The sequence below is a fragment of the Leptolyngbya sp. DQ-M1 genome, from assembly GCF_039962505.1.
GTDB lineage: Bacteria > Cyanobacteriota > Cyanobacteriia > Leptolyngbyales > Leptolyngbyaceae > Leptolyngbya.
The window spans coordinates 822,545-842,494 of the sequence record NZ_JAMPLJ010000001.1 but is presented as its reverse complement, the minus strand read 5'-3'; the positions used below and the strand labels follow the sequence as shown (position 1 = coordinate 842,494).

General features: G+C 48.1%; 21 protein-coding genes, 1 other RNA gene and 1 pseudogene. 14 read left to right on the top strand and 9 right to left on the bottom strand.

Translation table 11 applies throughout. The annotated features are described in order from the left end of the window. Positions 1 to 69: 69 nt before the first annotated feature. Positions 70 to 1,989, top strand: a complete 1,920-nt coding sequence (locus NC981_RS04080) for an acetate--CoA ligase family protein (RefSeq protein WP_348242041.1) — start codon at positions 70 to 72, stop codon at positions 1,987 to 1,989. A gap of 12 nt (positions 1,990 to 2,001) precedes the next feature. Here NC981_RS04080 and NC981_RS04075 read toward each other — a convergent pair whose 3' ends face one another. Further along, complete coding sequence (locus tag NC981_RS04075; RefSeq protein ID WP_348241628.1) at positions 2,002 to 2,703, bottom strand: hypothetical protein; 702 nt, start codon at positions 2,701 to 2,703, stop codon at positions 2,002 to 2,004. A 157-nt stretch (positions 2,704 to 2,860) separates the two neighbouring features. Continuing rightward, on the bottom strand, positions 2,861 to 4,933 hold the full coding sequence (locus NC981_RS04070; RefSeq protein ID WP_348241627.1) for a sensor histidine kinase: 2,073 nt from the start codon (positions 4,931 to 4,933) through the stop codon (positions 2,861 to 2,863). Positions 4,934 to 5,282: 349 nt separating this feature from the next. Between NC981_RS04070 and NC981_RS04065 the strand changes: the two genes are divergently transcribed. From NC981_RS04065 to NC981_RS04045, 5 genes are all read left to right on the top strand, one after another. Next, on the top strand, positions 5,283 to 6,473 hold the full coding sequence (locus tag NC981_RS04065) for a GNAT family N-acetyltransferase (RefSeq protein ID WP_348241626.1): 1,191 nt from the start codon (positions 5,283 to 5,285) through the stop codon (positions 6,471 to 6,473). Positions 6,474 to 6,504: 31 nt separating this feature from the next. Then, complete coding sequence (locus NC981_RS04060) at positions 6,505 to 6,888, top strand: DUF4346 domain-containing protein (RefSeq protein ID WP_348241625.1); 384 nt, start codon at positions 6,505 to 6,507, stop codon at positions 6,886 to 6,888. Positions 6,889 to 6,983: 95 nt separating this feature from the next. Next, entirely contained in the window at positions 6,984 to 7,754 is a 771-nt protein-coding gene (gene hisF / locus NC981_RS04055; protein WP_348241624.1) for an imidazole glycerol phosphate synthase subunit HisF, read from the top strand. A 133-nt stretch (positions 7,755 to 7,887) separates the two neighbouring features. Beyond that, positions 7,888 to 8,208, top strand: a complete 321-nt coding sequence (locus NC981_RS04050; protein ID WP_348241623.1) for a hypothetical protein — start codon at positions 7,888 to 7,890, stop codon at positions 8,206 to 8,208. A 75-nt stretch (positions 8,209 to 8,283) separates the two neighbouring features. Continuing rightward, positions 8,284 to 9,531 carry an AAA family ATPase gene (locus NC981_RS04045; protein ID WP_348241622.1) on the top strand — a complete coding sequence of 416 codons (1,248 nt, stop codon included), beginning with the start codon at positions 8,284 to 8,286 and terminating at the stop codon, positions 9,529 to 9,531. 33 nt (positions 9,532 to 9,564) lie between these two features. Here the strand turns inward: NC981_RS04045 and NC981_RS04040 are convergent, their stop codons facing one another. From NC981_RS04040 to NC981_RS04030, 3 genes are read right to left on the bottom strand one after another with little or no spacing between them, the layout of a single operon-like run. Next, a complete protein-coding gene (locus NC981_RS04040; RefSeq protein WP_348241621.1) occupies positions 9,565 to 10,020 on the bottom strand; it encodes a DUF29 domain-containing protein in 456 nt (151 codons plus the stop codon). Positions 10,021 to 10,068: 48 nt separating this feature from the next. Next, the gene (locus tag NC981_RS04035; RefSeq protein ID WP_348241620.1) at positions 10,069 to 10,941 is read right to left on the bottom strand and encodes an alpha/beta fold hydrolase; all 873 of its coding nucleotides are present in this window, start codon (positions 10,939 to 10,941) and stop codon (positions 10,069 to 10,071) included. Between the two features lie 2 nt (positions 10,942 to 10,943). After that, the gene (locus NC981_RS04030) at positions 10,944 to 11,501 is read right to left on the bottom strand and encodes a 2'-5' RNA ligase family protein (protein WP_348241619.1); all 558 of its coding nucleotides are present in this window, start codon (positions 11,499 to 11,501) and stop codon (positions 10,944 to 10,946) included. 115 nt (positions 11,502 to 11,616) lie between these two features. On the opposite strand from NC981_RS04030, the gene NC981_RS04025 reads away from it, so the two are divergent. From NC981_RS04025 to NC981_RS04015, 3 genes are all read left to right on the top strand, one after another. Beyond that, positions 11,617 to 11,883 carry a hypothetical protein gene (locus NC981_RS04025; protein ID WP_348241618.1) on the top strand — a complete coding sequence of 89 codons (267 nt, stop codon included), beginning with the start codon at positions 11,617 to 11,619 and terminating at the stop codon, positions 11,881 to 11,883. 49 nt (positions 11,884 to 11,932) lie between these two features. Next, an RNA gene (ffs, locus tag NC981_RS04020) (signal recognition particle sRNA small type) lies at positions 11,933 to 12,029 on the top strand. Positions 12,030 to 12,156: 127 nt separating this feature from the next. Next, positions 12,157 to 12,519 carry a hypothetical protein gene (locus tag NC981_RS04015; RefSeq protein WP_348241617.1) on the top strand — a complete coding sequence of 121 codons (363 nt, stop codon included), beginning with the start codon at positions 12,157 to 12,159 and terminating at the stop codon, positions 12,517 to 12,519. Positions 12,520 to 12,550: 31 nt separating this feature from the next. Here NC981_RS04015 and corA read toward each other — a convergent pair whose 3' ends face one another. After that, positions 12,551 to 13,708, bottom strand: coding sequence for a magnesium/cobalt transporter CorA (gene corA, locus NC981_RS04010; protein ID WP_348241616.1), 1,158 nt, complete (start codon positions 13,706 to 13,708; stop codon positions 12,551 to 12,553). A 108-nt stretch (positions 13,709 to 13,816) separates the two neighbouring features. Here corA and NC981_RS04005 point away from each other — a divergent pair, with 108 nt between their 5' ends. The 5 genes and pseudogenes from NC981_RS04005 (at position 13,817) to NC981_RS03985 (ending at position 16,767) form a co-directional block, all read left to right on the top strand. Further along, positions 13,817 to 14,617 carry an MlaE family lipid ABC transporter permease subunit gene (locus NC981_RS04005; RefSeq protein WP_348241615.1) on the top strand — a complete coding sequence of 267 codons (801 nt, stop codon included), beginning with the start codon at positions 13,817 to 13,819 and terminating at the stop codon, positions 14,615 to 14,617. A gap of 213 nt (positions 14,618 to 14,830) precedes the next feature. Further along, on the top strand, positions 14,831 to 15,379 hold the full coding sequence (locus NC981_RS04000) for a P-loop NTPase family protein (protein WP_348241614.1): 549 nt from the start codon (positions 14,831 to 14,833) through the stop codon (positions 15,377 to 15,379). Positions 15,380 to 15,391: 12 nt separating this feature from the next. After that, on the top strand, positions 15,392 to 15,973 hold the full coding sequence (gene dcd, locus NC981_RS03995) for a dCTP deaminase (RefSeq protein WP_190378639.1): 582 nt from the start codon (positions 15,392 to 15,394) through the stop codon (positions 15,971 to 15,973). 52 nt (positions 15,974 to 16,025) lie between these two features. After that, positions 16,026 to 16,438: pseudogene (locus NC981_RS03990) on the top strand (XisH family protein). Beyond that, a complete protein-coding gene (locus NC981_RS03985) occupies positions 16,426 to 16,767 on the top strand; it encodes a XisI protein (protein ID WP_348241613.1) in 342 nt (113 codons plus the stop codon). The pseudogene NC981_RS03990 and the gene NC981_RS03985 overlap by 13 nt, the downstream one beginning before the upstream one ends. 1 nt (position 16,768) lies before the next feature. On the opposite strand, the gene NC981_RS03980 is transcribed toward NC981_RS03985, so the two are convergent. The 3 genes from NC981_RS03980 to NC981_RS03970 are packed head-to-tail and all read right to left on the bottom strand — an operon-like array spanning position 16,769 to position 19,492. Beyond that, positions 16,769 to 18,148 carry an NAD(P)/FAD-dependent oxidoreductase gene (locus NC981_RS03980; RefSeq protein WP_348241612.1) on the bottom strand — a complete coding sequence of 460 codons (1,380 nt, stop codon included), beginning with the start codon at positions 18,146 to 18,148 and terminating at the stop codon, positions 16,769 to 16,771. After that, complete coding sequence (cobD, locus tag NC981_RS03975; protein WP_348241611.1) at positions 18,124 to 19,170, bottom strand: threonine-phosphate decarboxylase CobD; 1,047 nt, start codon at positions 19,168 to 19,170, stop codon at positions 18,124 to 18,126. Before cobD ends, NC981_RS03980 begins: the two co-directional genes overlap by 25 nt. Positions 19,171 to 19,204: 34 nt before the next feature. Continuing rightward, positions 19,205 to 19,492, bottom strand: a complete 288-nt coding sequence (locus NC981_RS03970; RefSeq protein WP_190378642.1) for an HU family DNA-binding protein — start codon at positions 19,490 to 19,492, stop codon at positions 19,205 to 19,207. Positions 19,493 to 19,950: the final 458 nt, after the last annotated feature.

Genomic DNA, 19,950 nt, shown 5'->3' with positions numbered 1-19,950 from the left:
ATCTACAGGTAGACGCGATCGTTCCGCTCACTTAAGTACAGTCTCAACGTAGAGATGAACGGAAATCTTATGGTGCTCGATCGCGTGTCTGAAGTTAGCCGAGTCAATGCAAGAAAGACGGATGCGTTTGACATCTTCAACATTCGCTATTACATGGGTGCAAATCCGTATCTATCAACGGCAGCGACTATATTTGATTTTGCACAAACTGAAAATCAAAGTGTTCTACCGTTAGAAAAGTACGTGAATGCTATCAGCGATCGCTATCCTCATTTCTACGAGATCTCGTTCAAATCTCATGCTGATTTATTCGCTCAAACGGTCGCCCACCTGAGCCAGCTTGAGATGGAACTGCATTTACAGCATTGGAATCTGAAAGCTTATCCAAAGTTCGATCGAATTGCGATCGAAACGCTACACGCTCGTACCAGTCGAGAAATTATCTTTTCAGTCTGGGATTGGTTTGAGGCGATTACACAAGGGCGAGATTTCGAGATTGGTGATCATATTGAGGTGCTACAGGCACAGTTTCGTCGATCGACCTATGGCGGCCCTACAGTTTATGCACTGCTGAAGTCGGCGCATTCCCAGGGAATTCCCGCTTTCTATTTGTGGGATGAAGGCTTGATGCAATATGGATATGGTCGTAAGCACGTTCGAGGGATTGCAACTACGTTTGATGGTGATAGTCATCTTGATTCAGATTTCACAACGCGCAAAGATGACTGTAAAGCATTCTTGAGTACACTAGGCTTTCCGGTACCCAAAGGAAGAATTGTGAGTACCTTCAAAGAAGCTCAAAGTGCAGTCGATCGACTAGGCTATCCGGTTGCAGTCAAGCCTGTGGTTGGACATAAAGGCATTGGTGTTACTGCAAATATTCGCAGTGATGAAGACTTAGAAGCCGCCTTCGATCGAGCAGTAGATGCCGTTGAACCGGAGCATCCGGTGGAAATCATTGTTGAGCAGAGCATTGAGGGCAGTGATTTTCGATTGTTGTGTGTAGATGGTAAGTTTGTTGCCGCAACTGAGCGCCGTCCGGCTTCAGTGATTGGAGACGGTAAATTAACCATTTCAGAACTTATCGCTCGTGCGAATCGCTCTAGTGAACGTAGTGATACTCCGACTTCACCGCTTGGAAAAATTAAAGTTGATGATGCAATGGAGCGGTACTTAACTGAGCAAGGCTTTTCATTAGACAGTGTGTTAGAGCGCGATCGTGAGGTTTATCTCCGCAAAGTTGCCAACCTTTCTTCAGGCGGGCTGAGCATCGATGCCACTTCAAACATTCACCTGGATAACATTGTTTTAGCGCAAGATGTCGCTCAACATTTTCGCTTGACTTGCTTAGGAATTGATATCATTACTCGCGATTTGAGTCGCTCTTGGAAAGAGGGCAACTTTGCAATCATTGAGATTAATGCAGCTCCGGGTGTGTTTATGCACATGAAGCCCTCTGTGGGTCAAAGTGTTGATGTCACCACTCATATTCTCAGAACATTCTTTCATGCAGGGGATAGTGGTCGCATTCCGATCATTACGTTCAATCGCGTCACCCTTCCAGAACTACAAGAAGCGATCGCTTACATTCTCCGGCATCACCCGCACTGGACGATTGGAGCCGTCTGTCAAGATGGAGTATTGATCAATCACTCTGAAAAACCATTGCACTCAGACTACAACACCAATGTTCAAAATCTCTTGCGGCATCCGAAGCTAGATTTGCTGATTGCTGAATATCCTGAATCAGTTCTCGATCGCGCTGGAATGTTCTACACCAATAGCAATCTGGTGATTTTGAATGATCCCACTGACATTGAAATGATGCTGACGCGGGACATCTTTGAAGATACGAGAGTGGTGATTAAGCGGGGAAGTACGGTTTCAACTCAGCATCAAGGATTGATCGAACAATTCTCGCTAAGTGCAGCAGAAGGATTCAGCCGCGTTTATCTAGAAGCGATCGCCGCACTGATCCTACCTGCTTAACCTACAATCACACTAAAACAAGTTGGTGGGCTGAATGTATCGGGAGTTTGCCCGCACCAAGCAGTTATCACTCGTTCTCAGCCAGGGCACACCATTTGAGGTAGTCATTGCCAGCCCAGAACGATCGCGGTACGCAGTAATCGGCGTTCCAGTTTTATAGGTCTTTCTGAGTGCACCATTCGGTGTTGCGCGACAGTTGAGAAAGCCATCTGCTGACACAACCCGCCAACTGCGCCAAGTGGTAGACTGGGTGCCACCATTCCACTGATTGACGATCGCAGGCGTAAAGTCTCCTCGCGCATCTGGACGGGGCAGCGCATCGGCTAACCTCAGCGTCGTGGTCTGCCCGATCGCCGGACAAGCTTTTCCGCCTGTGACTTTCCAAGTGACCGAAAACGTTTGACTGGGGCGATTGTTGAGAATGTCGATCGTGCCTGTACAGACTTGCTCCGCTCCTCCTCCTGAGCGAATGTCTCGAAACGTCCCCTGATAGCGCGACACGGCACTTTCTGGCACTGGGACTCCGGAGACATTCGCCGACCCAATCCAGTCTCTACCCTGAATTCGAGTTACATACTCAACGATCGGTTTCCCATTGCTTTCATCCAGCACAAAGCGAGTTTGTCCGGTTTGTGTAGTGTAAACGGCGGCGGAGGCAGCCATCGGAAAGGCAAGCGACAACGCACTCACCACTAAAAGATAGCGGTATTGCATGAAACAGTCCTCTAATTTATTGTTCGTTGAAAACTACGCCTGCGCGGTTTGCCGTTACGGAAGCAGTCAATAGAGTTTTACAATGCTCAAAAAAATAATAGAAAGAGTTCCATCAACACTGAGCCGCTAACTAGCAACCATCCGGCTTTCAAAATTCCTAGCTTCGGGTTCCTAACCCCTCAATCTTTCTGCCGGACTGCTCGATCGATCCTCCGATCGACTCACTGCATGGAGCATTCACCTTTTCATCGATCGTACTTTTAGGCTTTTCGCTACTAGATGCTACCCACGGCAACCAAATCCGAAATGTACTGCCCTTATCGGGGACTGACCAAAACGACAGCGTTCCCCCGTGCATTTCTGCCAAGCGTTTCGTCAGGGCAAGCCCTAACCCAGTCCCCTCGTGCTTACGAGTCATGGATGAATCCACCTGCTGGAAGGGTCTAAATAGCAGGTGCCACCGATCTTTTGGAATGCCAATGCCAGAATCTTCGACTTCCAGGCAAAGATAAGAGGTTTCTTGATTAATCGGGCTGCGATCGGGGCGCACATCCTGAACGAGTTGATAGCCGTAGCCGATTCGCGCCACCAGCGAAACCGTTCCCCCTTCGGGCGTAAATTTCACTGCATTCGATAAGAGATTCAGCAGCATCTGGCGCACCCGCAATTCATCTAAGGGAACGCGATCGCAATCGGCATTAAAATGCAGCATCAGCTTTAATCGTTTCAGGTCAGCGGTCGGCTGCACCATCTTGAGGCAGTCTTGGCACAACTCGCGAATCTGGATCGGTTGCAGATTCAGTTCGGCTTTACCCGCTTCGATTTTGGCAATATCAAGCAGATCGTTAATGATTTGCAGCAGGTGCATTGCCGAACGATCGGCTTGCTGAAGAAACTCTAGTTCTTCTTCGCGGCTATCACACAATCCTTCACGGACTAATCGCACACAGCCGATGATTCCATTCAGCGGTGTCCGCAATTCGTGAGAGGTGGTGGCTAGAAACTCGCTTTTCACCTGATTGGCAGACTGTGCCTCTTGCCATGCGGCTTCTAGCTCACTGGCTCGCTCTTCTAGCCGTTCGACCATATTATCGAGCGCTTCTGCAAGATAGTTGAGTTCGCGCACTTTAAAGTTTTTGGGAGCGCGTTCGCCGTTGAAGCGTTGCCGAATTTTCAGCGCGTATTCGCTTAACTGCTCGATCGGAAGCGCTAAATCACGAGTGAGGTAGATCGTGGCGAGCAAAATTGCCGTTAAGAGTCCTACTGTCAGGATGACCAGCACTTGTTTGATGTCTGTCAAACCGTAGAGCGCGCTATCTACTGAAGTGGCTGCCAACACTACCCAAGTCGAAGATTCCCCGCTTTTCAGCGATACCTGAATCGCGCTGCCGCCTGCCATCCATTCTGCACCGCTCTCTTCAAACAGAACGGGATCAAGCGATTCTTGCTGATTGGTGGCACGATCGCCCACCGTGCTATTGGCGATCGCGGTTTCAAACGCACGCTGAAGCTGTTCTGCGTTGGCTCCTTGGCGAATATTGCGTCCGATGCGCTCGGCGATCGGGTGTGCCAAAATGACTCCAGAATCGTCAATCACGATGGTATAACCCGTGGTCATCGCGTTCAGCGCGGGTTCCGGCTTTGAGTAGAGAGATGCTTGGACACTCAGCGCATACCGCCCCTCTTGCTTCTCTGATTTCAGCGTTACAGGCGCACTCACCACTAAATTAAGCTGATGATCAACGGATAGCTCTCCAGTTTTCGCCGGTGACGCGAGAGCAACCTGAATATGTTTAACATCGACAATATTCGCGGGTGTGGAGTAATTTTGCCAGGGATCAAACGGAAACTGAACGATCGCCTGATTCCCACAAGTGCTGGATCTAACGGTTCCATCGCTCACGTTGATCAGTTGGACACATTGAAGCGCGATCGGAGAAGAGCGTCGAAGCTGCTCTAGAAAATCGTAGGTGGATTGCGCGGAATTAAGCTGTAGCGCTGAAGAGGTGGCAGCGAGTGCAAGATTTGATCGCAAGCTGGCGATCGAGGTTTGTAGCGCTTCGGCTTTACGAGAGGCGCTGGCGGTGAGATTATGCCGTGCCGTTTCGAGCAGTCCTGCTCTTGCTTTTTTGTACGCAACAACCTCACCTGTCAATAGCACCGGAATGCTGAGCAGCAACAAACGTCTCAGCAGGATGCGACGGAATGAGGATTGGGATGACTTCGCCATAAGCCCTTTATAACCGGAGTAAGAGACGCAGCAGCACAGTAGAGCAGCACCGATGATATAAAGTGACGCACAAGTCAAAGCTTACCGCGATCGGGGAATCGCTCGAAAGAGAAGGGAAAGATCAGCGTCATGATCTTGAACGAATTTCCGCTGAAAAACGTTTCTTCACTTTAACGGTGATAAAAGATTTTTGCCATTCTCAATAAAATTCTTCTGGGATGTGGAGAGAACTGCAATCAAATCCGCCTTCTTCCGAGTCTCTAGGCATTGAACAAGTTCCACGCAGTAAAGCGTTATGCCAGATTTGAGCAAATCTATTACGCTGTATGAAGCATTCTAAAGTCTGGTCATGGTTGAACAACTCCAGCCCCGTACCTCGATCGCGTGGATTAATCGAATTTCTGAAGTGCCGCAGGCGGCTTGGGATGCGTTGGCAATGCCGCTCTCAACGCCGTTTCTGGAGTGGGACTGGCTGCATAATATGGAGACTTCTGGCAGTACAACGGCTCGATCGGGCTGGATGCCGAATCATCTGACGGTGTGGCGCGATCGCGAACTAATTGCAGCGGCTCCCCTTTATATTAAGGGACACAGCTACGGGGAGTTTGTGTTTGATCATCAGTGGGCGGATTTGTCGGAACGGTTAGGGGTGCAGTATTACCCGAAGCTGTTGGGAATGTCGCCGTTTACGCCAGCCGAAGGATATCGGTTTTTGATTGCGCCCGGAGAAGATGAGGATGAGATCACAGAAATGATGGTGAGCGCGATCAATCATTTTTGCTCCCGCAATCGGATTTCTGGCTGTAATTTTCTCTATGTTGATCCCGAATGGCGGACGGTGATGGAGCGGCATGGATTTAGCTCCTGGATGCACCATAACTTTATCTGGTCGAATCAGGGGTATGAGAGCTTTGATGATTATTTGAATGCGTTTAATGCCAATCAGCGCCGCAATATTAAACGAGAGCGTAAAGCCGTAGTGAATGCGGGATTGACGTTTAAAGCGCTGACTGGGGATGAGATTCCTCGATCGCTCTTTTCGCAGATGTACAGCTTTTACAGCGATACGTGCGATAAGTTTGGCTGGTGGGGCAGTAAGTATTTAACCAAGAAATTCTTCGAGCAGCTTCATCCAACATATCGGCATCGCGTGGTGTTTTTTGCGGCATTTGCAGAAGGAAATGACCACCCGATCGGGATGTCGTTTTGTTTAAGCAAGGGCGATCGTTTATACGGGCGCTATTGGGGCTGTAAACAGGAAATTGATTGTTTGCATTTTGATGCGTGTTATTACGCGCCGATCGAGTGGGGGATCAACAACGGGATTCAAATTTTTGATCCGGGAGCAGGAGGACGACACAAGAAGCGGCGCGGATTTCCGGCGACTCCGAACCATTCTTTGCATCGGTTTTATAACGGTCGCCTGTCTCAAATTTTGCGATCGCACATTGATCAAATTAACGATCTCGAACAGCAAGAAATTGATGCAATTAATCAAGAATTGCCCTTTAAGCAACAAACGATCGACTTCAAAATCTAGAATTGATCAGGAGATCCATATTTTTGCTGACATGACTCAAGCTGTTTTCAACCCAGTTGCCTTTGATGATAAGTTGTCGAATCGATTCATTGAACTCGATCCGAGTGGCTACTTTATTATTTATGTCGATCGTGCCTCGCGTTTAATTTGTGCAGAGCATTACACGAACACGATCAACGAGAAGGGTTTAGCGTGTGATCCCGAAACGGGGGAGCCGCTCCCTTGCGGTGGTGAACTAAAGCGCAGACCGACGAAGACCTTTAAAGGCAGAACTGCAAAGGAACTGTGTATCGAGGTGTTTGAGAAGCCGGAAACTTGCTGCGTTTCTCGATTAGATCATGCTGCTTATTTGGGGCGCGAGTTCGTCAGGGCGGAGCAGTGTTTGTTGAGCGATCGGGAATACGTGCAGGATTAGTTCAGCGTAGGATGGGCTGAACTTGCAGCAATTTCCTCTAGACTCCCGCTCCAAGTTAGCGCTACGATCCTTTTCCCACCAGAAAGTAACTTGATATGTTGGCAAAACGAATTCTGCCCTGTTTGGATGTGAAAGCGGGGCGCGTGGTTAAAGGGGTTAATTTTGTAGATCTACGGGATGCGGGTGATCCGGTGGAACTCGCGCAGGTTTACAACGAAGCGGGCGCGGATGAGCTTGTGTTTTTGGACATCACCGCAACGCATGAAGATCGAGACATTATTTACGATGTGGTGTACCGGACGGCGGAACAGGTGTTTATTCCGTTGACGGTCGGGGGCGGGATTCAAAATTTAGACACGATTAAGAAACTCCTCAGAGCCGGAGCCGATAAGGTCAGCATCAATTCGGCGGCGGTGCGTGATCCGGATTTGATTAACCGAGCCAGCGATCGCTTCGGAGTTCAGTGTATTGTCGTGGCGATCGATGCCCGTCGTCGGGAAGATCCCACCAATCCAGGTTGGGATGTGTATGTGCGGGGCGGTCGGGAGAATACCGGAATCGATGCGATCGCTTGGGCGAAAGAAGTCGCAGCGCGGGGTGCAGGAGAATTACTTGTGACCAGCATGGACGCAGATGGAACGCAAGCGGGGTATGACCTGGACTTGACAGGTACGATCGCCCAGCAAGTTGAGATCCCGGTGATTGCCTCTGGCGGTGCGGGGAATTGTGAACATATTTATCAAGCCTTAACCGAGGGGAAAGCGGAAGCTGCGTTATTGGCATCGTTGCTGCATTACGGGCAGTTAAGCGTTGAGCAGATAAAGACATACTTAAGCGATCGCCAGGTTCCCGTGCGACACGCATAGAATGACTGAACTTAGAGGAGTGTTCCGGTCGCGGCTGATAAGAATTTGCTACCACCAGGATTAAAGGATCTTTCTTTGCAATCGCGCTCAGATTGAAGCTTCTTTTCTGAGCGTCTGTTACAATGTGTAAACTATGGTGATAACAATCTTATTCATTGTCATTGCTCTTGTGGCTTGGGCGCTTCATCTCATGCAGGAAGCGATCGAGCAGAAAGAGTTCTCTCTGATGCTGGCTGGCACATTGGTTTCGATGGCAGCCACGGCACTGGTTGGTGTTTACTTTGTGATGGGCAACGTCATGGGTTATGTGAGTCACCTTTCGCCTCAAGAGACCGCAATGAATCAAGAGGCTTATGAATCGGTGGCGCGATATCTCGAAGAACAGGATCAGCTTTACATGGGCGTTTCGGTGTCCCGATCAGTTCCGCAAATTGCGCGAAACATTTCGCCATAAGTTCGGTAGGATCTAATGTTATAAAGTTTTAACAATTGGGGTGAGTTAGACTTGCCCCATTTTTAGTGAGCCATTATGAGTTACTACATTTCTCCCCGCTTCCTCGATAAGTTATCCGTTCACATCACCAAGAATTTTCTATCCTTGCCGAATGTGAAAGCACCGTTGATTCTGGGAATTCACGGGCGCAAGGGCGAAGGGAAATCGTTTCAGTGCGATCTGGTGTTCGAGCGGATGGGAATCGAAGCCGTTTATATGTCGGCTGGAGAGTTAGAAAGTCCAGATGCGGGTGATCCGGCGCGATTGATTCGACTGCGGTATCGAGAGGCAGGGGAATATGTAAAAGTGCGCGGCAAAATGGCGGTTTTGCTGATTAATGATTTTGATGCGGGTGCGGGACGAGTGGATCAGTTCACTCAGTACACGGTGAATACGCAATTGGTACATGGAACGCTGATGAATATTGCGGATAATCCGACGAATGTTCAGCTTCCGGGCAGTTATGATTCTGAGCCGACGCAGCGAATTCCAATTATTCTGACCGGAAATGATTTCTCGACGTTGTACGCTCCATTGACACGCGATGGGCGGATGGATAAGTTTTTCTGGGAACCCGATCGCGCCGATCGGGTTGGGATTGTGGCCGGAATTTTTGAAGTCGATCAGGTTGCAAAGAGCGACATTGAGAAATTAGTCGATCAGTTTCCGGATCAAGCGATCGATTTCTATGGCGCACTGCGGTCGCGGCTTTACGATGAGCAAATTCGTCGCTTAATTGAAGACGTGGGAATTGATCGCATTTCTCAGCGAGTGGTCAACAGTAACGATCGTCCACCAGAATTCCGCAAACCAGATTTCAGTTTGTCCCATCTAATCGAAGTCGGAACAGCAATGGTACGCGAACAGAAACGACTTCAAGAATTGCGATTAGTTGAGGAGTACAATCAAACCGTTCACAATCGTGGACTCGGTGAAATTAAGATTGCACCGCAACCTGTTCATAATGGCGCAACGGTTGCAGAACCTGTTCGAGTGAGCAGTTACAACGGTCAGCCTTCGAGTAATCGATTGACTCCTGAAATTGTGAGCGAAGTGAATCGCATTTTGGGACAAGGACAACGGCTCGGAATTGAAGTGGTCGATGCTCGACGGTTTAGAACGAATTCTTGGAACTGTTATGGAATGTTTGAAGGGGATGGAGCGGCGGCAATTTCTGCGTTGGAATCTTGTTTAGATGAGAATCAGAAGAATTACGTGCGGATTGTGGGAATTCGCGATCGACAACGGGTAATTGAAACGATCGTGCATCGACCGAGCCATTGATGTGTGGTGCGATCGCGTTCAATCCAAAAATTCTCAATCTGGCAGATACTCAGAATTCATGACCTGCTCAGGAAGATAAGGGCAATTCATGGGAAAAGCTTCCAACGGAAACCCTGTTTCATCTGCTGCCTGTTCACGAGCATTCGTATAGAATTCTGCAAAGACTTCTTGAAGATAGGGAACTAGGCTCGGTGAATCTTTCAAGTCATCGTTCACGCGCCGACGATGTTCGCGAATACTGCCTCGCCAACTGCCACTCCGGTACTCTGGTTGATATTGCCATTTCAGAAGATGGAGCAGAATCACGATGAGATTGCTTTTCAGGCTTTTCCGCTCCCATCTGGACATATCTTCGATTTCTTCGAGCAGGTTTTGCCAATCGACACAAGCATAATTTTGAGTTCGCAATTGTTCTGCTGTCGTCTCAGCCCATTTAACGAAATCGGTTTCGTAAAGACTTTTTTGGCTAGTTTTTAATTCAGTTGACATGATCTTGTCTCCTGCATCTCTGCTCTATTGTTACTTAGCTCTCAACACTTAGGTATTCGATCGCACAAACCCCTCAATACTCTCCACAAATTCCTTTGTTGATTCGTAAGGCAAAACATTTCGACCAGGAATGATTACTCCCTTAGCATTGGGAAATTTTTCTAAATAATCATCTAGTCGATCGCTCACCTTTTCCCCTTTCCCTTCGCGACTAATACTCGAAGCTTGATCCCCAAATACTGCTAAAACAGGCTGATGAATTTTCGCAATTCTTTCTGTGTAATCTTGCCGCCAAAAGCTCGATAAAAAGGCGAACACTGCATGACGACTTTCTAAATCTTCCGCACCTTGTTTCAACATTGATAACCATTCAGAATCAACCTGAGCTTCATCAGCAAACAATTGCCGAATCGAAAATCGCTTGAGAAATTCAGTCCGACGGGCATAGCGATAAAATCCATTTCCGAATGGAGAATCGAACACATTCCAGGCAATTCGATGCGATCGCTCTGAAGTGTCTCGGCTCAACAGCGACATCGCAGGAGAGCCGCTTAGAACGATCGCTTTAACTAAATCCGACTCAATCGCGGCAAGGTCGATCGCAACCGGAGACAATGCGCCTTGAGCAATGACGATCGCAGGCGTTTTGATCACCGTTTGCAAAAAGTATTGCAGTTGACGCGCCCAATCGATCGGCGCATAAGCAATTCGCGGCATATCAGATTCACCGCATCCAAGTAGATCCGGATTGTAGATCGGGTTCGGTTGCCAAGTTTGAATGAATCGGTTCCAAAACTGCCGTGAAAGTCCAACTCCAATCGGGTGAATCAATAGCAACGGAACGCCCTGACCTTCGTGAAAATCATACGCACACCGAAACTGATTCCATTGATAAAACTGTGTTTTGTTTAATTGCTGCATGATTATTCCTCCTCTTTCAAAGGGTACTTGGCATGAATTTGCCAGCGCTGCCCCTCGTGTTTTAGCAGCGTGAGATGGGATGCTGTGAACTCGAAATGGAGCGATCGCTCCTTAAATTCTTGCCACGCCAGCTTAAAATTCTGCTTGGTTAAATCCCGAAATGCAACTGTCATATGAGGGGCATACGGGCGAGATTTTTCTTTCGGATCAACCAGCGCGATCGACGTTTCTAGATGCTCAATGAATTCCCGATGAAGTGTCCGGAGTGCCTCGGTTCGCTCGACGTTGATGTAAATGACGCGCGGCGGAAAAGCTCCAAATCCATTGAGGGTGATTGGGATGGCAGCGTGAGATCGGCCAAAGGTTGCGATCGATTCATTCAGGATTGGGAAGCGATCGTGCTGCCATCGAAACGGAGGTTGTAGCGTAATGTGCGGCGGTGATTTGAATGCGTGGCGACTCGCATAATGCTGATCAAAATACGATTTAACTTCATTGGCATACTGTTGAATCTCTAATGTGGGAAGTAGCGCGATAAAGAAAAGTGACTCTGTGTTCATACAATGTTAAAAATCTGACTCACGCCCCTTAAATCCTGTCAAACTTTACTCAGGTGCTGTAATAATCCATTTACGCTACAGCATAAGTCTCCGTTGATAAAGAGGAAATGGGTCAATGCCGTGGTTCGTCAAAATTGAAAAAGGAATTGTAGACAAAGCAACCTTCGATCAGTATGTTCCAGCCCACAAAGCATTTGTCAAAGATTTGATCGCCAAAGGGTACGAAGCGAAAAGCGGATACTGGGGCTGTTTTGGGGGTGGAATGTTGATGTTTAAGGCGAACTCGATGGACGAAGCCGAAAAAATCGTCAAAGAAGATCCGCTGATTCGCAATCACTGCGTCGATTACAAGCTCTATGAATGGAAAGTTGTCGTCGAATAAACCAAGAAATTGTCAGCAGACGATCGTAGAGAGTGCTATGCTAGAAAGCGACTCGGATCTACGCGATCGTAACGCCCAAATCTTGTCAGGGCCGGAAGGCAGCAGCAATACGGGATGCTTATGATAGGCGTAGTCTCCGGGTCTCCTTTGTTTTAAAGCGTTTTAGAGTTCAAAGGGTCGGTTTTCTACACCGCAGGCGGGAAGTATCGCACTAGGCAACCGATTAGAATTCTGCGTATCTTGGAGGAAATGAGTACCAGGAGCGCAAGTTTTATGGGTTTAGGAGATTTAGTTCAAAAAGCAATGTATCTGGGCATCGGAGTTGCCTCTTATGCCGGGGAAAAGGCAGGCGAGAAGCTTTCCGAGTTGCGAGTACAGGTGCAGAAAGTCGCAGATGAAATGGTCGATCGCGGTGAGATGAACGCAGACGAAGCGCGGCGATTTGTCGATGAAATGGTCAAGCGGGCACAGCAATCGGCTCCGACTGCTTCCGTCCCCGAACAGCGTCCCACGGAGCCGCGCAAGATTGAGATTTTAGACGATGAAGAGCCAGCACCGACGCAAACTGCAGTAGATGATATGCGTCAACAAGTGGCAGATCTGCAAGAAGAACTGCGGCGGTTGAAAAAGAACTAATCATCACAAGAAGGGTAGCGCTCTGCCCTTCTTATTTTTTAACGGTCGTGGAGAAGTCCTCAAACCAGCCTTTGCGCTTGAAAAAATAGACCAAGCCAAGCGCGATCGCAATCATCACCGCTAGACAAAGCGGATATCCCCAATACCAATTCAGTTCTGGCATATTAAACGGTGATGTTTCAGTATTGAAATTCATTCCGTAAATTCCAGCGACAAAGGTGAGCGGAATAAAGATGGTTGAAATCACCGTTAACACCTTCATAATCTCGTTCATGCGATTGCTCACCGACGAGAGATACACATCCATCAAGCTAGACGCTAATTCTCGATAGGTTTCCACCATGTCGAGAACTTGAACCGTGTGATCGTAGCAATCACGCAGGTAAATTTTCACATCGTCGCTGATTAACTCAGAGCTACTATCACGAACCAGAGAATTGATGGCATCGCGCAGAGGCCAAATCGATCGGCGTAGCGTGAGCAATTCTCGCTTAATACCATGAATCTTTTCTAAAGTTTGGCGGGTGGGGCTGGAAACTACCTCATCTTCGAGGGCTTCGATTTCTTCACCGTAAACTTCAAGAATGGGAAAGAAGCTATCGATAATGGCATCGAGGAGCGCATAGGCAAGATAGTCAGCCTTGCGCTTACAGATCGTGCCCTTTGCTGCCCGAATGCGATCGCGCACCATCTCAAAACAATCATGCTCCGGTTCTTCCTGCACCGTCAGCAAATAGTGTTTGCCCAAAATAAAGCTCACTTGCTCTGAGTGAAACCCTGAACCTGATTTTTTCAAAACAACCATGCGAGTGACGATCAAAATCTGATCTTCGTACTCCTCAACCTTCGGGCGCTGTGGCACATTCACCACATCCTCTAAAACCAGCGGATGTAGACTAAAAACGCGCCCCAACCTCAGGAGAATATCTTCGCTGCCTAATCCCTTCACATCCACCCAGGAAACCGACTCTGTATCGAGATAAGGCGCACATTGTTCTGGCTCTTCGATCTGGAGCCGGACGCTTTTGTCGTTGCTGTAGTCGATCAAGACAATAACGGGAGGCTCCGCATTTTTGGGAATAGTCAGCGTGCCGGGGATTGTGCCTGGAGCATGGTAGTGATAATCGATCGAACGGTCATCGTCGGGCTGAACGATGAAACTTGTAGGCTGAAGGTGCTTTCCCACCATGCAGAGTCCTCTTAACAATTAACGGAAGATTTTACGATAAGCCAGTCAAACTCAGTTATAAACGAATTTGATATGCTTAATGCCGAGTTTGAAACAGGTAGTATCCCTTTGACTGAATCGCCTCACCAACCCTCTGCTCTCGGAGCGTGGAGCCGCCGTTTAATTGCCGCCATCTTCTTAGGAGGGCAGGTCATCGTACATCTACTGTTGGGCAAGATCAATCGTCGCAATACGGTTGATCAGATGGCAGCCGTTGGACCAGAATCGCTGCTGATTGCATTGATCACAGCAATGTTTGTGGGAGCCGTGTTCACGATTCAAGTGGCGCGTGAGTTCATTAACCTCGGTGCGGGAACAGCGGTTGGGGGAGTGTTGGCAATTTCGCTATCGCGAGAACTTGCTCCGGTATTAACCGCCGTAATTTTGGCGGGTCGGGTTGGGTCAGCGTTTGCGGCTGAAATTGGGACGATGAAAGTCACGGAGCAGATTGATGCGCTTTATATGCTCAGAACTGACCCGATCGACTATCTCGTTATCCCCCGCGTGATTGCTTGCTGCGTGATGTTGCCGATTTTGACGCTACTCTCGCTGGTGACGGGCATGGCAGGCGGAATGGTAGTGGCGAATTCACTGTATGGCATCTCGAATACGATCTTTCTCAATTCAGCCAAGAATTTCCTCAGCGTTTGGGATATTTGTAGCTCACCGATCAAGGGGTTGGTGTTTGGGTCAATGATTGCGATCATTGGGTCGAGTTGGGGACTAACGACCACAGGCGGCGCGAAAGGGGTTGGACAATCGACGACAACGGCGGTTGTCACTTCACTGTTAGCAATTTTTATTGTGAATTTCTTTTTGTCGTGGCTGATGTTTCGAGGGACAGGAAGCGCTCTCAACCAAGGGCTGTAATTTTCTTTTCAGAACGTCTGTACTTCTAATTGATTTTTCTGTATGGTATTGGCATCAGGGAAAAGTCATTTTCTGGCCAAAGGCGGCGGTGCGATCGATTCACCAAAATGATCTTGACGCTTTGCTATATCTGGTGTTTTATAGTGAAGCGGCTCGAACAGAGACGCTACATCTAAATCTAAAACAGTAAATTGCCCCAGTTGAGACAGTCCTATGGTTTCGCAAGTTGAAACACCTGTGTTTGATGCTCCACATTCAAGAACTCTGGCGCGCAATCTGAGTGTGGAAGGATTGGTGCAGGTGTTTACTTCGTTTCATCGCAATTTTTTTACAGGTGTGATGGCGCAGGCGATGCGGATTGCAGGACAGGGAACCCCAGTTCTAGTGGTGCAGTTTCTCAAAGGGGGCATCGGGCAGGGCTACGATCGACCGATGCAGCTTAGCCAAAATCTCGATTGGATTCGGTGCAATATGCCACGCTGCATTGATTCACCGCAGATTAGCGAGGAAGAAGCACGATCGTTGTTAGAGCTCTGGCAACATACGCGGCGGGTCGTCGAGCAAAATCGCTACGATCTTGTGGTGCTGGATGAGTTGAGTTTGGCGCTTCGCTTCGGGTTTATTCCGGAGGCGGAAGTGCTAGATTTCTTGCGAACTCGTCCGCGTCATGTCGATGTGATTTTGACAGGGCCTGAGATGCCCGACGCGCTTTTAGATGTAGCGGATCAAATTACGGAACTGCGTCGCACTCATCAACCCTAAAACACTAGCATCATGATCAAGAACGATACCTGGATTACGCAAATGGCGCAGGAAGGCATGATTGCGCCGTTTGAACCTCAGCTTGTACGACGAATTCATGGACTGCCTGTGATTTCGTATGGGTTAAGCAGCTACGGCTATGATTTGCGCCTGTCTCCGTCTGAGTTTCGGATTTTTAGACATATTCCTGGCACGGTTGTTGATCCGAAGAATTTTAGCGATGCGAACTTAGAGCCTGCACCGTTACATCAAGATGATAATGGTAGCTTCTTTATTCTGCCTGCTCATTCCTATGGATTAGGCGTTGCATTGGAACGATTGGAAGTGCCGGATAACGTGACAGTGATTTGTATCGGAAAATCCACTTATGCGCGGATTGGACTGATTGCAAACTTGACTCCGGCAGAAGCAGGTTGGAGAGGACATTTAACATTAGAGTTCTCGAATTCATCGAGTGCAGATTGCCGGATTTATGCCAATGAAGGGATTGTGCAGTTATTGTTCCTTGAGGGTGCGCCTTGTGCTGTGAGTTACAACGATCGACGCGGCAAATATCAAGATCAAGTCGAACGGGTTACGCTGGCACGAGTTTAAGAAAAGATGCGATCGTGCTTGTGAAGTGCGATCGCTGTAATTTCACACAGCAATGGCTAAAGATATATTTCACGAAGCTGTAAAACGTGCATTGCAAGAAGATGGATGGACAATTACTCACGATCCTTACGAACTGCGTGTGGGTGGTGTGGAAACGTACATTGTTTGGGAGCCGAGCAGCTAATTGCAGCCGAACGAGATCAAACGAAGATTGCGATCGAAATCAAAAGCTTTATCGAAACTTCTGCAATTTCAGAGTTTCACGCTGCACATGGACAGTTTCTTGGTTACCGCTATGCGCTGGAAGAAGAGGAGCCTGATCGTCACCTTTATCTAGCAATTCCGGTAAAAGCATATCGAGCCTTTTTCTCATTACGGTTTATTTGAGCTGTAATTGAGCGCAGTCAAATCGATCTCTTGATCTATGATCCAGACCAGGAGGTGATTGTGCAATGGAATCTGTAGAGCGATATCGAAAAATTATTCAAAAGGTATTAGGCGATCGGGCTGCCCGATCACAACGTTCTAATTCTCAAGTTGAAGCTCAGACAATTTTTGATACTGAGCGCGACCATTATCAGCTTGTCTATGTAGGTTGGAGACGGAACGGCGATCGGGATTATGGATGCTTAATTCATCTTGATCTAAAAGAGGGCAAAATCTGGATTCAATACGATGGAACTGAAGGCGAAATTGCTCAAGAGCTTGTAGAACAGGGCGTTCCAAAGGAAGACATTGTTTTGGGGTTTCACCCGCCCTCAGTTCGGAAGTTGACAGAATTTGCAGTGGGATGAGCTATTTGACGCGCTTGCGCTGCCAAGCAAAATAGCTCTCCTGTAAATCCTGAAGGAAGTTATTTCGCTTTAAAGTGTGCCATTCATGAACCGCATTTTTGATGACTTCCGCCAGTGCTGGAGACGCATAAGAAAAACGATCGAAGCGTTGAAGCCTGAGATTCTCAGACATTGCAAGCGAGATTAAGTGAATGAGTTCGATCGCACCGTCGCCAACAATATGAGCGCCAACAATTCGACCATCGCGCCGCACAATCAATTTACATAGCCCCGTTGTTGCTCCAGTGATTTGAGCCTGCATCAACGAGTGAAAGGGCTGCCGCAATACGATGACATCGCGGCGATACCGACGAATTGCTTGAGTTTCGGTTAGTCCGATCCATGCGAACTCAGGATCAGTTGCAACAGATTGAACTACACGATCGTAATCAACTTTGAAAATCGGCAGCGACGAGAGATTCTTAATCACGACATCTGATTGATAACGGGCGATCGATTGCAGCGGATGAGCGACCCAATACACGCGCCGATGAACAGTTTGTAAGCGATCGTTGAGTTGAATCGGTTCCTGAATCCCCATTGCAGGTAGATTTAGGTTCGCTAAGATAGGCTGCCAACCTACAGCGATGAGAACTTCATCCGCCTCGATCGTTGTGTTCTCAATCTCAATAATTTTCTGATTTCGGTTCTGCTGAATTCCTCGAATGTGCAACGTATTAATCACCCGAATTCCCTCCGCTTCGAGTGCGGCTTGGACGAGAAACGCTGCTTCAAGATCAGCGATCGCGAGGAGATGCGCCTGCCGAATCAGCATCGTTACCTGTGCGCCCAATCGTGAATACAACTGCGCCAACTCAACACCGATCGGATCATCGCCGATAATCGCGATCGATTTAGGAATTTCCGTCACGATCGAGTCTGGTGTGAGAAATGGAATAGCAGACGGCTCTAGAAAGGCTGGAATCGCCGATGTGTAGTCTGTGGCAATCAGGTAAGAACGCGCTTTAAGAATGCGTCCATTGACGGCAAATCCGGTCTGTGGCTTGCAGCAAAACTCACCTGAACCTGAAATCAACTCAATCCCTAATCCCTCCAGTTTTGCAGGGTCGTAGAACTCCTGATGAGATTGAGCGATCGCATCAACATAGCGATTCACCGGATCAAGCCGGAGCGATCGCACATCGAAATCGAAAAATGGACGCGATCGAGAAACTTGATGAATCGTTTTGGCAAAATGAGCGAGAACGCGAGCGCGTGGAATTTTCGGCTGACAATTTTGCGTAATCAGTGCGACTCTTGCTCGTTTTCGAGCCGCTTGGATTGCCGCATAAATTCCAGTCTCAGAATATCCGATGATTACGAAATCGTAGTCAGCAGGCATGAAGTCAGCCCATCAATCAAACGTTGATTTTCCGAAGTTAAGCGAACTGCCACTCGGAAATAGCGATCGCCCAGTTCCGCGAAACTGAGACAATCTCGAATAAGAATCTTATCGTGTTCCAGCAATTGTTTTTGTAGCTGTGGGACGGAACATTCAGACTGGACTAAGAAATAGTTTGCAGCACCGGGGAGCGGCGACAGTCCTGGAATCGCCTTCAAGCCTTCAAAAAGCTGTGGACGAGCTAGATTGAGCCAAGCGAACGTCTGTTTTTGAAATTCGTGATCCTGTAAAACGGCTTCAGCCGCAGCCGCAGCTAAAGTATTCACCGACCAAGGATCGCGCCGTTGCTGCCAAAGTTTCAGGCGATTTGGATGCGCGATCGCGTATCCAAATCGCAATCCTGGCAACGCGTAGAACTTAGTCAACGATCGCAAAATCACCAAATTCGGATAGTTCTGCACCTCCGAGATTAAACTCTGTTCTTGATCGGGCGGCAAGAAGTCCATGAACGCTTCATCCACGACGACCAATCCAAACTGATTGAGCTGTTCGAGAATCCAAGCCCGATCGAACAGTTTCCCAGTCGGATTGTGCGGATTGTTTAACAGCAGTCCAGTCGATTTTGAGCCTTGCAGATTTGAACCGATCGACACACGCTGAACCTTCGCGCTAAAGGCATTCAGCGCCCGAAAGTAATCCCCAAATGCAGGTGTAAATAGGACAGTCTGATCAAATTCCGCTAAATCCCAACACGCCCAAGTCAGCAACTCTGCCGACCCATTTCCGGGCAAAATCCAATCCGGAGAAAGCTGGTGGATCTGAGCTAGCATCGATCGCACCTGCTGATAATTCGGATCAGGATAGTCCCGTAGAAGCGGCAAATGCGCTTGAATCGCATCAATTGCCGATCGAGGTGTTCCCAAAGGATTGATACTGGCAGAAAAATCAAGAATTGCAGCGGGGGAACAGCCAACCAGACCTGCTGCCCAAGATAAATTTCCCCCGTGCGCTGGACGAACCAAAATTGTTTCCTGCCTGTTGTTAACGATGAGCGAATTAATCTTCTGACTGAGGCGCGACTTTCTCTTTGAACAATTTGCCCGCCGAGAATGCCGGAACGCGAGTTGCAGGAATTTCCATCTTATCCCCAGTTTTGGGGTTACGTCCTTCCCGTGCTTGACGTTCGCGTGATTCAAACGAGCCAAACCCAACCAACGTTACTTTATCGCCAGATGATACTGCTTCGACGATCGTTTCGATCGCGGCTGACAAGACTGCATCGGCTTGCTTTTTTGTGACACTAGCTTTTTCTGCCACTGCATCAACGAGTTCACCTTTGTTCATAAAAATCTCCCATGAGTTAAAGAAAGGGCGTTTTGTCTCAAATGAGACGGATTGGCTAACTCCGAGGTTGGAGAGTTCAGATCGCCTGAAACTCCGATTCTCTCGAAATTTCAATTGCTCATTCTATAGGCTGTTTCCAAAATCTGAACGCCTGAAACCTTTAAGTTATATGGATTTGAGAATTATTTTTTGATTTTTCCGGTTTTGAGTAAGCATTTGTACTCAAAAAATTAGTTTTCCTGATCGAATTGAGACAGAATCTAACGATTTGGCAATATTCATCAGCGATCGAGAGACGATCGGGAAGAGGGCGATCGCCTTACTAACTCAGTCTCATTTAAGACAGAAGAGAGAATCGAGAAAAATAAAATGCGACGAATCTAAAGTATCTAAAGTAGGTAGACAAGCCTAATTAAACATCAGACCACCGAGCCGCTCTCACCCAAAATCTCTCCCAC

Bases quoted from the DNA above. Each gene is read 5' to 3' on its own strand.
- NC981_RS04080 (WP_348242041.1), top strand. From the start codon at position 70: ATGGTGCTCGATCGCGTGTCTGAAGTTAGCCGAGTCAATGCAAGAAAG.
- NC981_RS04075 (WP_348241628.1), bottom strand. From the start codon at position 2,703: ATGCAATACCGCTATCTTTTAGTGGTGAGTGCGTTGTCGCTTGCCTTT.
- NC981_RS04070 (WP_348241627.1), bottom strand. From the start codon at position 4,933: ATGGCGAAGTCATCCCAATCCTCATTCCGTCGCATCCTGCTGAGACGT.
- NC981_RS04065 (WP_348241626.1), top strand. From the start codon at position 5,283: ATGGTTGAACAACTCCAGCCCCGTACCTCGATCGCGTGGATTAATCGA.
- NC981_RS04060 (WP_348241625.1), top strand. From the start codon at position 6,505: ATGACTCAAGCTGTTTTCAACCCAGTTGCCTTTGATGATAAGTTGTCG.
- hisF (WP_348241624.1), top strand. From the start codon at position 6,984: ATGTTGGCAAAACGAATTCTGCCCTGTTTGGATGTGAAAGCGGGGCGC.
- NC981_RS04050 (WP_348241623.1), top strand. From the start codon at position 7,888: ATGGTGATAACAATCTTATTCATTGTCATTGCTCTTGTGGCTTGGGCG.
- NC981_RS04045 (WP_348241622.1), top strand. From the start codon at position 8,284: ATGAGTTACTACATTTCTCCCCGCTTCCTCGATAAGTTATCCGTTCAC.
- NC981_RS04040 (WP_348241621.1), bottom strand. From the start codon at position 10,020: ATGTCAACTGAATTAAAAACTAGCCAAAAAAGTCTTTACGAAACCGAT.
- NC981_RS04035 (WP_348241620.1), bottom strand. From the start codon at position 10,941: ATGCAGCAATTAAACAAAACACAGTTTTATCAATGGAATCAGTTTCGG.
- NC981_RS04030 (WP_348241619.1), bottom strand. From the start codon at position 11,501: ATGAACACAGAGTCACTTTTCTTTATCGCGCTACTTCCCACATTAGAG.
- NC981_RS04025 (WP_348241618.1), top strand. From the start codon at position 11,617: ATGCCGTGGTTCGTCAAAATTGAAAAAGGAATTGTAGACAAAGCAACC.
- NC981_RS04015 (WP_348241617.1), top strand. From the start codon at position 12,157: ATGGGTTTAGGAGATTTAGTTCAAAAAGCAATGTATCTGGGCATCGGA.
- corA (WP_348241616.1), bottom strand. From the start codon at position 13,708: ATGGTGGGAAAGCACCTTCAGCCTACAAGTTTCATCGTTCAGCCCGAC.
- NC981_RS04000 (WP_348241614.1), top strand. From the start codon at position 14,831: ATGGTTTCGCAAGTTGAAACACCTGTGTTTGATGCTCCACATTCAAGA.
- dcd (WP_190378639.1), top strand. From the start codon at position 15,392: ATGATCAAGAACGATACCTGGATTACGCAAATGGCGCAGGAAGGCATG.
- NC981_RS03985 (WP_348241613.1), top strand. From the start codon at position 16,426: ATGGAATCTGTAGAGCGATATCGAAAAATTATTCAAAAGGTATTAGGC.
- NC981_RS03980 (WP_348241612.1), bottom strand. From the start codon at position 18,148: ATGCCTGCTGACTACGATTTCGTAATCATCGGATATTCTGAGACTGGA.
- NC981_RS03970 (WP_190378642.1), bottom strand. From the start codon at position 19,492: ATGAACAAAGGTGAACTCGTTGATGCAGTGGCAGAAAAAGCTAGTGTC.